Source organism: Sphingomonas sp. (assembly GCF_019635515.1).
GTDB lineage: Bacteria > Pseudomonadota > Alphaproteobacteria > Sphingomonadales > Sphingomonadaceae > Sphingomonas.
Window position 1 is genome coordinate 1,095,754 of the sequence record NZ_JAHBZI010000002.1, and the last position, 13,910, is coordinate 1,109,663.

Sequence of the window (13,910 nt, forward strand, 5' to 3'; positions counted from 1 at the left end):
CGATGCGCTGGAGCCCATCAAGCTACACTCGCTGCTTGGTGGACCCCGGAACAGGTCCGGGGTGACGAATACGGCGGGTGCCGCCTCATGACCCGCTATCGCGCCGCGCTCCCGGCCGCCCTTCGCGTCGTCCCGCTCGATGCGCTGACCCTGATCTATCACCGCGCTTCCGGCATCACCCATGTCGTCGATGCGCCGGTGCCGGAGATCCTCGCGGCGCTGAGCGAGCCGCTCGACGTGGACGCGCTGCTGGCCAGACTGGCGGCGGAATATGACCTGCTCGATGCCGATCCCCTGGCGCTCGCCGTCCGGCTCGACGAGCTTGCCGCCGCCGGATTGATAGAGCGCCTGGAAGAGCTCCGGCCGTGAGGCATGTCACCAGCCTTCGCATCGGCCCTGTCGGCTTTCGTATCGGCAGCGATTGGCGCGCGCCTGTCGCGGCGCTCGACGATCTCTACCGCGACTATCCCCGGCCCGAGGTTCCGGATTTCAACGTCCATCTGTTCGCGGCGCGGCCATGGCGCAAATATCTGCGCCCGTCGGTGCATATCGGCGGCGATTTCGTGATTCCCGACGCGGCGCCGCTGCCGCTCGCCCAGGGGCTGCTCGCCGCCGAGATGGGCATGAACCTGCAAATGGCGCTGGGGCAGCGCGGCTATCTGCTGCTCCACGCCTCGGGTGTCGAACGCGACGGGCGCGCGGTGCTGATGACCGGCATTTCGGGCGCGGGCAAATCGACGCTGGCGGCTTTGCTGATGGCGCGCGGCTGGCGGCTGATGGGCGACGAGTTCGTGCTTGTAGACCCCGCCACCGGCATGGCGCACGCCTTTCCGCGGCTGATCAGCCTCAAGAACGAAGCGATTCCCGTAGCCGAGGCGCTGCTCCCGGGCGCGCGGTTCGGGCCGCTGCTGGAGGGGACGCCCAAGGGTACGCTCCGCCACATCGTGCCCGATGCCCGCGCCATCGCGGCGATGGCCGAACCAGCGGCGCCCGCGTTGATCCTGTTTCCGCGCTTCGGCTTCGCGCCCGCCGAGCGCCCGGTCCCGCCCAGCGAGGCGTTTGTCAGGCTGACCCAGGCCTCGACCAATTATGTCAACCTCGCCGAGCGCGGCTTCGAGGCGCTGACCCGGCTGGTCGCCAGCGTGCCGTCGCACGCGATCGACTATCCCGACACCGAAACCGCGCTCGCCATGGTCGAGCGCCTGGCATGAACCCGGCGCTGCTCCTCGCCCGCACGCTGCGCGATCCGGCCTCGGCGAAGGGCCTCGGCCCGCAGGAATGGACCACGCTGTTCGCCGTGGCCCGCGCCGAGCAACTGATCGGAACGCTGGCGCTTCGCATCCATGGCCTGCCGATGCCGGAGGACGCCAGGCGCATCGTCCGCGATGCCATCGCCTCGGCCGAGCAGGGCCGCACCGCCGCGCTTTGGGAAGCCGAGATGGCGCGCCGCGCGCTCGGCGATATCCCGCTCGTATTGCTCAAGGGCACCGCCTTCGCCGCCGCCGGGCTCGAGGCGGGCAGGGGCCGCTCGATCGGCGATCTCGACATCCTCGTGCCACGCGACCTGATCGGGGAGGCCGAGGTGCGGCTGCTCGCGGCGGGCTGGGAATGGGTCAAGCCCGATCCCTATGACGACGCCTATTACCGGCGGTGGATGCACGAGCTGCCGCCGTTGATCCACCGCGAGCGCGACCGGATGATCGACGTCCACCACACGATCCTGCCGCTGACCGCCCGGGTAACGCCCGATGCCGATGCGCTGCTCGCCGCCGCGCGCCCGCTCGAAAACGGCATGCAGGTCCTCAGCCCCAACGATATGCTCTGCCATGCCGCCGCGCATCTGTTCGCCGATGGCGATCTCGCCGGGGGAATGCGCAACCTGTGGGACGTGCATTGCCTGGTGGAGCAGTTCGGCACCGAGGGGCTGGAGGCGCGCGCCGATCAGCATGGCCTCGCCGGGCACGTCACCCGCGCCATCCGCCTGTCGCAGGCGCTCTACGGCCCCGAGCCGCTCGCGGGCACGACCGGCGGCTGGGGCGACAGCCTCTATCTGCGCCGGCTCACCGCGCGCGATGGCTGGGGCCGCCCGACGCGCAAGCTGACCCGGCTGGCCTTCTACATCCGCTCGCACTGGCTGCGGATGCCGCCGGCGATGCTCGCGCGGCATCTGTGGACCAAGTGGCGCAAGGGTCATGCGCCCTGATCGGCAAGGCCGAGCCCGGGCCGGTGCGGGGGATTTTTCGGTTCCCGCCGGGTAACGCTATGGAAATGGCAAGACTATCGGCGTAACCGCGTCGCCAAGAGGGGCCTTCATGACGCATGCCATCGCCGCGATCATCCTTGCCGCCGGCAAGGGCACGCGGATGAAATCCGATACGCACAAGGTGCTGCACCCGATCGCGGGGCGGCCGATGCTGCTGCATCTGATCGACAGTTTCGACGCCGCGGGGGCGAGCGAGCGCGTCGTGGTGGTGGGATCGCTGCGCGAGCAGGTCGAGGCCGCCGTCGCGCCGCTGGGCGTGCGCACCGTCGTGCAGGAGGACCAGCTTGGTACCGCCCATGCCGCGCTGCAGGCCAAGGCGGCGCTCGCCGATTTCGACGGGGTCGCGGTGATCTGCTTCGGCGACGTGCCGTTCCTGCGCACCGAAACCGTGATGCGGATGGTCGAGCGGCTCGATCACCACGACCATCCCAAGATCGTGGTGCTCGGCTTCCGGCCCGAGGACCCGGCCGCTTATGGCCGCGTCATCGCCGACAGCGATACGCGTATCCTGGCGATGGTCGAATATAAGGACGCGACTCCCGCGCAGCGCAACGAGCGGCTGTGCAATTCGGGGGTGATGGCGGTGCGGGCCAGCGATCTCTGGCCGCTGCTCGAGCGCGTCGAGAACGGCAATGCCGCGGGCGAATATTACCTGCCCGACATCGTCATGCTCGCGCTCAACGATATGGACCGCTCGGTGGTGATCGAGGCGCCGGAGGCGGAGGTGCTGGGGATCAACAGCCGCGCCGAACTCGCGGGTGCCGAGCTGGTCTGGCAGCGCGCGCGCCGCGCCCGGGCGATGGCCGATGGCGCGACGCTGATCGCGCCCGAGACGGTCTGGTTCGCGCACGACACGAAAATCGGTCGGGACGTGCTGATCGAGCCCAATGTGTTTTTCGGCCCCGGCGTCGATATCGCCGACGGCGTAACGATCCATGCCTTCAGCCATATCGAGGGCGCGACGGTGATGCGCGGCGGCGAGGTCGGCCCCTATGCGCGTCTCCGCCCCGGCGCGGTGATGGAGCAAGGCGCGAAGGTCGGCAATTTCGTCGAGATGAAGAAGGCCGTGCTCGGCCCCGGCGCCAAGGCCAATCATCTGACCTATCTGGGCGATGCCAAGGTGGGGGCGGGGGCCAATATCGGCGCCGGCACGATCACCTGCAATTATGACGGCTTCTTCAAATACGAGACCGTCATCGGCCACGGTGCCTTCATCGGATCGAACAGCGCGCTGGTCGCGCCGGTCAGGATCGGCGACGGCGCGATCGTCGCGGCGGGATCGGTGGTGACGCGAGACATCGAAGCGGGCGCGCTCGGGATCACCCGCGCGACGCAGGAAGCGAAGCCCGGCTGGGCGCATCGCTTCCGCGAGATGATGACGGCGCGCAAGAAGGAGCGGAAATGATGCGAGGCATGGTTGGCGCGGCTCTGATCGCGATCGTTAGCGTGGCGCCGGCGCTGGCGCAGACCGCGGTGATGACGCCGGCGCAGGCGGTCGCAGCGGCGGCGGGAGGCGCGGATGTGGCGGGCGTGTTCGAGATGCACGTTGCTTCCACCGGCGCGAGCGGCTTTGTCTATTATCTCAACTCGGCCACCGATTACCGCGACGCCGGCAATCTCGCGATCGTGATCCAGCCCGCGGCGCGCAATGCGTTCCTGAAGCTGGGCGGTGAGCCCGACGCGGTGTTCAAGGACAAGCGCATCCGCGTGAAGGGGGTCGCGCGCCGCGTGCCCGTGGCGGGCGGCAAGCATTTCCAGACGCGGATTAACGTCGAGAGCGGCGACCAGATCGAAATCATCGGCTGATCGGCCGGTTTGAAGGACAGCAGGGTTTATGTGCGGAATCGTAGGCATTGTCGGCAACCGGGACGTCGCGCAGCGGCTGTTCGACGGGCTCAAGCGGCTCGAATATCGCGGCTATGATTCTGCCGGCATCGCGACGCTACACGATGGCGAGATCGACCGCCGCCGCGCCGAGGGCAAGCTGCTCAACCTCGGCGCACGCCTCGCCGAGAAACCGCTGCCGGGCCATATCGGCATCGCCCATACCCGCTGGGCGACGCACGGCGCGCCGACCGAGGACAATGCCCATCCGCATATCGTCGGCGACGTCACCATCGTCCACAACGGCATCATCGAGAATTTCAAGCCGCTGCGCGACGAACTGATCGCCGAGGGCCGCGAATTCAAGAGTCAGACCGATACCGAAGTCGTCGCGCATCTGGTCGATCGCGAGCTGAAGCGGGGCGCCAGCCCGCGCGATGCCGTCGCCAATGTGCTGCCCCGCCTGCACGGCGCGTTCGCGGTCGCTTTCCTGTTCCGCAACGAGCCCGACATGCTGATCTGCGGGCGTCTCGGCGCGCCGCTGACGGTCGGCTATGGCGAGGGCGAGAATTATCTCGGCTCGGATGCGCACGCGCTGGCGCCGCTGACCCAGCGGATCGCCTATCTCGAAGAGGGCGATTGGGCGATCGTCACGCGCTTGGGCGTCGAAGTTTTCGACCGGGGCAACAATCCGGTCGCGCGCCCGATCGTCCAGTCGGGCGCGACCGCCGAAGCGATCGACAAGGGCAACCACCCGCATTTCATGCTCAAGGAAATCTACGAGCAGCCGGTGGTCGTCGCCCAGACGCTGCAATCGTACATCCGCCCGGTCGAGCAGATGGTCGCCATGCCCAATATGGATTTCGATCTGTCGAAGATCGAGCGCGTCACCATCGTCGCCTGCGGCACCGCCAGCTATGTCGGGATGATCGGCAAATACTGGATCGAGCGCTTTGCCCGGCTGCCGGTCGAGGTCGATGTCGCCAGCGAATTTCGGTACCGCGATCCGATCCTGCCGCCGCACACGCTGGGCGTGGTGGTCAGCCAGTCGGGCGAGACCGCCGACACGCTTGCGGCCCTGCGCCACATGAAGGCGAACGGCGTCACTACCGCGGGCATCATCAACGTGCCGACCAGCTCAATGGCGCGCGAAGTCGATCTGTTGCTGTCGACGCATGCCGGCCCCGAGATCGGCGTCGCATCGACCAAGGCGTTCACCTGCCAGCTCAGCGTGATGGCCGCGCTGTCGGTCAATCTTGCTCGCGCTAAAGGACTGTTGCCGCCTAGCGAGGAGCGCGAGATCGTCCGCCACCTGATCGAGGCGCCCGCTGCGATCAACGCCGCGCTCAGCCATGACGACGAGATCAAGGCGATGGCCGGGACGATCGCCGAAGCGCGCGACGTGCTCTATCTCGGCCGTGGCCCCGATTATCCGCTGGCGCTCGAAGGGGCGCTCAAGCTCAAGGAGATCAGCTATATCCACGCCGAAGGCTATGCCTCGGGCGAGATGAAGCACGGGCCGATCGCGCTGATCGACGATTCGGTTCCCCTGATCGTGCTCGCGCCCTCTGGCCCGCTGTTCGACAAGACCGTGTCGAACATGCAGGAGGCCAAGGCCCGCGGCGCGCGCGTGGTCTTGATCTCCGATGCCGAGGGTCTGGCGCAGGCTGGCGAGGATGCGGTGGCGACGATCGAGATGCCCAGCGTCCACCCGCTGATCGCGCCTCTGGTCTATGCCGTGCCGGTACAGTTGCTTGCCTATCACGTGGCGGTCGCCAAGGGCACCGATGTCGATCAGCCGCGCAATCTGGCGAAGTCGGTCACCGTCGAATAGCCGCTTCGGCGGCACCGGGGCGCCACTCCATCGCGATGTGCATGGGGCCGTTGTCGCCGCATGCGACGAAGCCGGTGCGCTGGTAGAGCGCCTGCGCGCGCGGATTGTTGATCGCGACCGACAGCCCCACCGACTCCGCGCCAGCCGCAACGGCGCTTGCCTGGGCCCATTCGATCAGCGCCGAGCCAATGCCGCGCCCCTGCGCTTCCACCGCCAGGATCATGTCGAGGAGTCGCCAGGTTTTGCGCCGCCGCTCGGCATAGAGGCGTCCGATGGGAACGCCAGCCTGTTCGACGATCCAGAAGTCGCTTCGCGGCGAGTGCCGTAGATAATGTGCGTGTTGGAGCGCGAACTGGCTGTCGCAAAACCCGATTCTTTCCTGCGCCGACCAAGGCATTCCGATAAATTCGGGCGCGCGCATCCCGGCGTAAAGCTGGCTCAGAAATGGCATGTCGTCGCGATGCGCGGGCCGCAGCGTGATCGCCGATGCCGCCAATCCGTCCGAAAGCGCCGGAATTGCCCGCGCCGAAGCCGGAAAATCGGGTAGGGAGTGGGAAGCCGCCATCGCTGCTGGATCCTTGCCAGAATCAAGTGTTGCGGGCGCGCCAAAAGGAGAATTTGCCGATGCGATTGCTGACTCCGGAGGATTTCGAGCCCTGGGTGGGGAAGAAGGTGCGTCTCAACACGGTTCCAGCGCCGGTCGAGATCACATTGGCGCGGATCGAGCGGCGGCCGGTGTTACGCGGCTTGCCCGATCATCGCGAACCCTTCTCGCTATTCTTCGAGGCGCCGGCGAATGTCGTGCTGATGGATACCACCTACGAGTTCGATTGCGGAAAGGGTGGACCGCACGAGATCTGCATCGCCCAACTCCAGCCTTCCGCCGACAAAAGGCATTATCAGGCGGCGTTCTCCTGAACGGAAACGAATCCGGCCGCGTGAGTGTTCACGCGGCCGGAGCGGAATGCCGATACGCCGCGGCTCAGTTCCGCGACGGGAAGATTCCTTCCAGAGCGATGATGGTGGTCACCGCGAGATAGGGCTGGAGGATGCCGACCGGCTGCGATCCGCCATTCGGGGCGACGGTCACGGTGCCGCCGCTGCCGCCCGAAATGTTGAGGCCGCCCAGGTTCACGGGGGTGCCGGCAGAGCCCGCCGGCGCATAGAGGATCGGCGTGGCGCCGCCGGGATCGGCGACGGTTGCGAGGAACGAACCATCGGCCGGTGCGCTGGTCTCCTGGCCGACGGGATTACCGGTCATCGCCTGCAGCGATCCGGACACGCCACCACCGCTCGGCGTAAAGGTGGCGTTGTGGTTGTGCACCGGCATTTGACCGATCGTGAGCGTGGTGCTTTCGACGCCGCCAATCTGTCCCGGATCATATTGCGACAGGCCAGGCCCTTTGCCGGTGCCGATGAAAACCCGGCTTTGTGCGTCGGGAAGTGCGAAGGTCTGCTGCCCATTACCGCCGAAAGTGGTCCCGAGCAGCGAAAATAGCGCGGTCTGCTGTGCGATGCCCAGAAGCTGCCCCTGACAGATCATCCAGCCCCTTGGCGCGAAGCTGAAACCAACCTGCATGATTTGTCCAAGAAACGGTTCCATTCGGTCCTCCCCTAGTAAATGAAGCGAGCAGAGGCCTAAGCCATCGCCTCGGCTTCGTTACCTGTTTTAATTTGGTAAAACTACAGTCCCGCTAGCATCAATCCGAATGGGACGGAATTATCATGCAGGCCAAATCGGTTGTAAATATAGTCCAAATCGAACGCATCAGTCATATTCGAGCTATTGCAGCAATATGCACGTCACGGTGTTGGCATCATATTTGCTCCAAAAGGCGCTTAACCTTAACTAGATAGTCAGATTACATGATTGCACTATCAGGATTCAGGGATATGACTCCGAATCGGGGATTTGGGGGATTTATCCGTGGTGATCGCAACTTTCCGTGCGCGTATGGTGCGTGGCCTGCAGGCTTGGCGCGCGATCGAAACGCCGCGTGCGCCCGCTCTGCGCCTCCGCCGCGCGGCCTTTGGCCTCGCCGCGATCGCCGCCGCGTTCGCGCCGGCCGCTGCGCACGCCTCCACCGGCTGCACCGCGATCAATTCGGGGGTACTTAATCACACGACTACGCTCAACACATCAGGCGCGATTACGAGCACCAACGCCAAGGCGACCGTCGGCACAAATACCAGTTCGGTGCAGATGGCGCGCAGCGCTGGCTGGAGCGACGGATTCTACGGCGCCTATAATTTCGCGCCGGACAACACGACGACCTACGTATTCGACGTCAACGACGTCGTCGATGTCAGCGTCACCGTTACGGGCTATACGGCGAATGGTGGCTTCGGCTTGCGCGCCTTTATGCGAGCCGGCAGCGGTACCAATGGGTATAGCGAGCCCACCGGAGCGCGGGTTTCGCCCACCGGCAACGGCACGTCCAGTTTCAGCTACACCATTCCCAGCGGCACCACTGCCGTGGGCCTTCGGCTATTTTCGTCGAGCACGGGCGGCACGATTGCTGTTACCGCAACCTGCACTGCCGCTGCCACCGCTCCGACGATCTCGAGCTTCAGTTATGGCAGCATCGTCGCCTATAACCCCGGCTCCGCCACCGCGACCAACATCGATGTTGGAACGGGCGGCGGCGTCGCCAACGCGCCGACCGGCTACACCGTGTCGAACAGCAGCGGCGGAACCTATGCCGGTAGCGCGACCACCACGGGCGGCGGCACCGTCGTCATCAACAGCTCGGGTATCGCCAGCTACACGCCGGCCGTAGGTTATCGCGGCAACACCGGCACCGCCGGGACCAGCGACACCTTCTTCGTCAAGGCGAGCAACGGCGGCGGAACATCGACCGCCGCGACGGTGACGGTCCCTGTCGGTGATCCGACGATCACCGCGACGCTCGGCGGCAGCGGGGCCAAGGTGGGAGCCTCGCTTTCGGCCTATGCGGTCAACCCGAGCGGGGGCAAATCAAACTATAGCTGTACCCTCAACTCCGGATCCGCGGCGCTGCCCGCCGGCGTCACGCTCGGCTCGAATTGCGCGCTCACCGGCACGCCGACCGTGTCCGGCACCTTCAGCTTCAACGTCGATATCGTCGATAGCTCGGTGACGGGCGCCAATGGCGGCACGCAATTGCCCTATACGCGATCCGACCTTGCCATCACCAATTTCGTGATCGGCCTCGACGCGCCGACGGTGACGGCGGTGACGCCGAACTTCGGCCCGGCCGGCTCGACGACCGCGAGCGTGACCGTCACCGGCACCAGCTTCACGCCGACCTCCACGGTCGTTTTCGGCTCCGTCGCGGGAACGAGCGTCGTCGTGAACGGGCCGACCAGCCTGACCGTTACCGCGCCGTCCCAAGCCTTCTCGGTTTCGCCGGTCGATGTGCGCGTCACCAATGCGACCGGCCAATCGGCGGTCAACGCGCCGGCCGACCAGTTCCATTATCTGCGCGCGCCGGAGCCGGCCGTCAGCTTCTCGCCGGCGACGATAGATCCCGGGCAGAACAGCCGGCTGTCGATCCAGCTGACGTCGAGCTCCGGGATCACGATCAACGGCGTCGCGTTCAGCAAGGCGCTGACCGGGCTCACCATCGCTTCGACGCCGAACCTGAGCAACGGCTGCGGCGGCTCGGCTTCGGCAGTTGCCGGCAGTTCGCTGATCGAGCTTTCCGCGGCATCGCTCGCGGCGGGCGCGGGCTGCACCGTCGCCGTCGATGTCTCGCCGACGACGACCGGGTCGCTTCCGACCGGCAGCGTGCAGGTGACCGCGACCTCGGCGCAGTCGATCAATACCGGCGGCGGCACGCTTACCGTCAACGCCACGCCGCCCGCGCTCAACGCCTTCACCGCGAGCGCGGTGGCCTATGGCTCGACCGGCAATTCGATCAACGCGGCTGCCGGCACCGGCGCGGTGCCCACCCCGACCGCATGGGAAATCTCGAAGGACGGCGTCAGCTTCGCCAGCAGCGCGCAGAGCGCCAACGGTTCGACGACCAATGCTTCGATCAGCAATTTGGGCTTGGTGACCTATGCGGCGCCGACGGGCTTTCGCGGCAACGACAGCTTCTATGTCCGGGCGTCCAATCTCGCCGGCAATTCGAACGCCGTCGCGGTATCGGTGACGGTCAACGATCCGGCCCTGACCATCGGCCTGACCGGCAGCGGGACGCGCGGCACCGCGCTGGCGGGCGTCCTGGTTACCGCCAGCGGCGGTACGGGTGGCTATACCTGCAACCCCGCCCCCGCATCGGGCGCGCTGCCCGCCGGCGTGACGCTCAACAATGATTGCACGCTGAGTGGCACCCCGGGGGCGAGTGGCGCATTCGACTTCACCGCGACCGTGACCGATAGTTCGCGGCCGACAGGCTTCGCGCAGACCAGCGGCACGCTGAGGCTCGATATCGCGGCACCGGCCGTGACGCTCAGTCCCGCGGCCGGCGCGCTTCCCGGTGCGACTGCGGGCGCTGCCTATTCGCAGACGCTCACCGCCAGCGGCGGGGTCGCTCCCTATACCTATTCGCTCAGCGCAGGCACGTTGCCGAATGGCGTGACGATCGTGGGCGACAAGCTGGTGGGCACGCCTACCGCCGTCGGCACGTTCAATTTCGACATCGCCGCGACCGATAGCGCGTCCGCCGGCACCGGTGGCCCCTACACGGTACCGAACAGCTATTCGATCACCGTCGCGGCTCCGACGATCGCGGTCGCGCCGACGACGCTGCCGACGATCCAGGTCGGGGTTCCGTACAGCGCGACGATCACCGCGAGCGGCGGCAATGCCGCCTATGCCTTTGCGCACACCACGGGCACGCTGCCGACCGGGCTGACGCTGGCCTCGGATGGAACGCTGAGCGGCACGCCGACCGCAGGCGGTCCGTTCACCTTCACGGTGACGGCGCGCGATACGACGACCGGCCTCGGCGCACCCTTTAGCGGCTCGCAGACCTATTCGGTAACCGTCGCCGCGCCGACGCTGACGATCACCGCGCCGCCTCTGCCCGGCGGCTCGGTCGGCACGGCCTACAGCACGACGATCGCCGCGTCGGGCGGCACCGCGCCCTATACCTACACCACGCCCGACACCACGCCGACCGGAACCGCGCTTGCGGCCAACGGCACGCTTTCGGGCACGCCGACCACCGCCGGCACGTTCAACTTCACGGTCACCGCGCGGGATAGTTCCACGGGCGGCGGCCCCTACACCGTCCCCCAGGCCTATGCGGTGACGATCGCCAAGGGCGGCCAGACGATCACCTTCACTTCGGCCATTCCGGGCAGCGCTTCGGCGGGCGGAGCGACCTATACGCCGAGCGCGACCGCGACGTCGGGCCTCGGTGTCACCTTCATGATCGACGCCGGTTCCTCGAGCGTCTGCTCGATCTCGGGCGGGGTGGTAAGCTTCACCGGTTCGGGCAATTGCGTGATCAACGCCGCTCAGGCGGGTGATGGAAACTGGGATCCGGCGCCGCCGGCCCAGCAGACCGTTCCGGTCGGGGTTCCGGCGGCACCAACGGTCACCAGCCCCGCAAATGGCGCGACCGGCATAGCGCCGGCTCCGACCTATGCGGGCTCGGCGGTCGCCGGCAGCACCGTGACAGTCTATATCGACGGTTCGAGCATCGGCACCACCACCGCGACCGGCGGCAGCTGGACGCTCGCCGGCAGTGCGCTTTCGAATGGCCCCCACAGCGTCAAGGCGACGGCGACCATTTCCGGCGCGACTTCCGCCGATTCGAACATCAACAGCTTCACGGTCGACGCCCTGGCGCCGGATGCGCCGGTAATCACCGTGCCGGCGAACGGATCGACCACGTCGAACAACACGCCGGCGATCACCGGCACCGCCGAAGCGAATTCGACGGTTACGGTCACCATCGATGGTTCGGCCAGCACGGTTACCGCGACCGGCGGCAACTGGAGCGTCACTTCGGCCATACTGGCCGACGGGCCGCACACCGTGTTCGCAACCGCGACCGACGCGGTCGGCAACGTTTCGGTGGCGTCAGCCACGACCAATTTCACCGTCGATACCGTGGCGCCCGCCGCACCGGTGGTGCTCAGCCCCGCCGATGGCGCGACGGTCGGCACGGCGACGCCGGCGATTTCCGGCACCGCCGAAGCGAATGCCACGGTAACCGTGGTGATCGACGGCGCCAGCGCCGGCACCGTGTCGGCAACCGCGGGCGGTAGCTGGAGCTTCACCAGCGGATCGCTGGCCGATGGGGCCCACACCGTGCGCGCCACCGCGACCGACGCGGGCGGCAACGCCTCGCCGACATCGGCGACCAACAGCTTCACCGTAGATTCGACCGCGCCTGCCGCGCCCATAATCCTTGCGCCGGCAGAGGGCGCGCGCATCGCCAACCCGACCCCGGTGGTGAGCGGCACCGCGGAGGCGAACGCGACCGTTGCCATCAGCATCGATGGCACGGCCGCCGGCACGGTTAGCGTCAATGGCGGTGGCACCTGGAGCTTCACCACCGCGACGCTGGCCGACGGCCCGCACACGGTGACCGCGACCGCTTCCGACGGTCCGGGCAACGTCTCGCCGGTATCGGCGACACGCAACTTCATCGTCGATACCACCGCGCCCGGCGCGCCGGTGATCCTCGTGCCCGCCGACGGATCGAGCACCGCCGACAATACGCCGGACATTTCGGGCACCGCCGAGGCGGGCGCTACGGTGACGGTGGTGATTGACGGCGCCACCGCCGGCACGGTCACCGCGAGCGGAGGCGGTGCGTGGAGCTTTACCGCCGCCACCCTCGCCGATGGCGCGCACACGGTCCGCGCGACCGCGACTGACAGCGTCGGCAATGCTTCGGGGGCGTCGGCGACGATCAACTTCACCGTTGATACGACCGCGCCCGCCGCGCCGGCGATCACCGTGCCGGCGAACGGGTCCACCGTTGGTACCGCGACACCGGTAATCTCCGGCACCGCGGAGGCCAATGCGACGGTTACCGTCATTGTCGATGGCGCAACCGCAGGCACGGTGACCGCCAATGGCGCCGGCATGTGGAGCTACACCAGCGCGACTCTGGCGCAGGGCGCGCACACCGCGCGCGCTACCGCCGCCGATGCCAGCGGCAATGTCTCGCCGACCTCGGCAACGATTACCTTCACGGTTGATTCGACCGCGCCGGCCGCGCCGGTGATCGACGCGCCGGCCGAGGGCGCGATCGTCGCCACCAGCACCCCGACGCTGAGCGGCACCGCCGAAGCCGGCGCGACCGTCACGATCACGATCGGCGGCGCGACCGGAGGCACGGTTACCGCCAGCGGCGGCGGCGCATGGAGCTTCACCACCGCCCCGCTCGCCGACGGCGCCTATGCGGTCACCGCTACCGCGAGCGATGCGGTCGGCAATGTCTCGCCCGCCTCCGCGACCCGCACCTTCACGGTCGATACCACTGCGCCCGCCGCACCGGTGGTGACCGCGCCGGCCAATGGCTCGACCAACGCAGACAACAGGCCGACGATCACCGGCACCGCCGAAGCAGGGGCGACGGTCACCGTTGTGATCGATGGCGCCACTGCCGGGACAACCACCGCGACCGGTGGAACCTGGAGCTTCACCGCCGCCACGCTGGCCGATGGCACGCATACCGTGCGTGCCATCGCCGCCGATGCGGTCGGCAATGCTTCGGCAGCATCGGCTACCATCAGCTTTACCGTCGATGCCACCGCGCCCGCCGCACCGGTGGTCACGGCGCCGGTGAACGGATCGGTCATCTCCACCGCGACGCCGATCGTCTCGGGCACGGCGGAGGCCAATGCCACGGTCACTGTTGCGATCGATGGCGCCACGGCGGGAACGGCGACCGCCGCTGCCGGTGGCAGCTGGAGCTTCCAGACCGTGACCGCGCTGTCGGCGGGCACGCACACCGCGTCCGCCACCGCCACCGATGCCGCGGGCAATGTCTCGTCGGTTTCGAACACGGTGACCTTCACCATGGCCGCGCCACCAGTCGC

At 67.5% G+C, this 13,910-nt stretch carries 10 protein-coding genes; 8 read left to right on the plus strand and 2 right to left on the minus strand.

The features are described from left to right. Positions 1-87 precede the first annotated feature (87 nt). From KF730_RS17720 to glmS, 6 genes are all read left to right on the plus strand, one after another. Positions 88-369 (plus strand): HPr-rel-A system PqqD family peptide chaperone, encoded by a 282-nt coding sequence (locus tag KF730_RS17720; protein ID WP_294099844.1) that lies wholly within the window; start codon positions 88-90, stop codon positions 367-369. Beyond that, positions 366-1,211 (plus strand): HprK-related kinase A, encoded by an 846-nt coding sequence (locus KF730_RS17725; RefSeq protein ID WP_294099846.1) that lies wholly within the window; start codon positions 366-368, stop codon positions 1,209-1,211. The genes KF730_RS17720 and KF730_RS17725 overlap by 4 nt, the downstream gene beginning before the upstream one ends. Beyond that, positions 1,208-2,203, plus strand: coding sequence for a nucleotidyltransferase family protein (locus tag KF730_RS17730; RefSeq protein ID WP_294099849.1), 996 nt, complete (start codon positions 1,208-1,210; stop codon positions 2,201-2,203). The genes KF730_RS17725 and KF730_RS17730 overlap by 4 nt, the downstream gene beginning before the upstream one ends. Before the next feature lie 109 nt (positions 2,204-2,312). Beyond that, positions 2,313-3,668 (plus strand): bifunctional UDP-N-acetylglucosamine diphosphorylase/glucosamine-1-phosphate N-acetyltransferase GlmU, encoded by a 1,356-nt coding sequence (gene glmU / locus KF730_RS17735; RefSeq protein ID WP_294099850.1) that lies wholly within the window; start codon positions 2,313-2,315, stop codon positions 3,666-3,668. Continuing rightward, positions 3,668-4,069: a hypothetical protein gene (locus KF730_RS17740; RefSeq protein ID WP_294099851.1), complete on the plus strand. Its 402-nt coding sequence runs from the start codon at positions 3,668-3,670 to the stop codon at positions 4,067-4,069. The genes glmU and KF730_RS17740 overlap by 1 nt, the downstream gene beginning before the upstream one ends. 28 nt (positions 4,070-4,097) lie before the next feature. Beyond that, positions 4,098-5,921, plus strand: a complete 1,824-nt coding sequence (glmS, locus tag KF730_RS17745) for a glutamine--fructose-6-phosphate transaminase (isomerizing) (protein ID WP_294099853.1) — start codon at positions 4,098-4,100, stop codon at positions 5,919-5,921. Here the strand turns inward: glmS and KF730_RS17750 are convergent. Further along, positions 5,908-6,417 carry a GNAT family N-acetyltransferase gene (locus tag KF730_RS17750; RefSeq protein WP_294099855.1) on the minus strand — a complete coding sequence of 170 codons (510 nt, stop codon included), beginning with the start codon at positions 6,415-6,417 and terminating at the stop codon, positions 5,908-5,910. The genes glmS and KF730_RS17750 overlap by 14 nt on opposite strands. 128 nt (positions 6,418-6,545) lie before the next feature. Here KF730_RS17750 and KF730_RS17755 point away from each other — a divergent pair, with 128 nt between their 5' ends. Beyond that, positions 6,546-6,839 carry a hypothetical protein gene (locus KF730_RS17755; RefSeq protein WP_294099857.1) on the plus strand — a complete coding sequence of 98 codons (294 nt, stop codon included), beginning with the start codon at positions 6,546-6,548 and terminating at the stop codon, positions 6,837-6,839. Between the two features lie 64 nt (positions 6,840-6,903). On the opposite strand, the gene KF730_RS17760 is transcribed toward KF730_RS17755, so the two are convergent. Next, on the minus strand, positions 6,904-7,524 hold the full coding sequence (locus KF730_RS17760) for a tail fiber protein (protein WP_294099859.1): 621 nt from the start codon (positions 7,522-7,524) through the stop codon (positions 6,904-6,906). Between the two features lie 327 nt (positions 7,525-7,851). Here KF730_RS17760 and KF730_RS17765 point away from each other — a divergent pair. Beyond that, positions 7,852-13,910 (plus strand): Ig-like domain-containing protein (locus tag KF730_RS17765; protein WP_294099861.1); only part of this gene is annotated, 6,059 nt, incomplete at its 3' end.

Excerpts from the sequence above, each read along its gene's own strand:
- KF730_RS17720 (WP_294099844.1), top strand. The coding sequence starts at position 88 with ATGACCCGCTATCGCGCCGCGCTCCCGGCCGCCCTTCGCGTCGTCCCG.
- KF730_RS17730 (WP_294099849.1), top strand. The coding sequence starts at position 1,208 with ATGAACCCGGCGCTGCTCCTCGCCCGCACGCTGCGCGATCCGGCCTCG.
- glmU (WP_294099850.1), top strand. The coding sequence starts at position 2,313 with ATGACGCATGCCATCGCCGCGATCATCCTTGCCGCCGGCAAGGGCACG.
- KF730_RS17740 (WP_294099851.1), top strand. The coding sequence starts at position 3,668 with ATGCGAGGCATGGTTGGCGCGGCTCTGATCGCGATCGTTAGCGTGGCG.
- glmS (WP_294099853.1), top strand. The coding sequence starts at position 4,098 with ATGTGCGGAATCGTAGGCATTGTCGGCAACCGGGACGTCGCGCAGCGG.
- KF730_RS17755 (WP_294099857.1), top strand. The coding sequence starts at position 6,546 with ATGCGATTGCTGACTCCGGAGGATTTCGAGCCCTGGGTGGGGAAGAAG.
- KF730_RS17760 (WP_294099859.1), bottom strand. The coding sequence starts at position 7,524 with ATGGAACCGTTTCTTGGACAAATCATGCAGGTTGGTTTCAGCTTCGCG.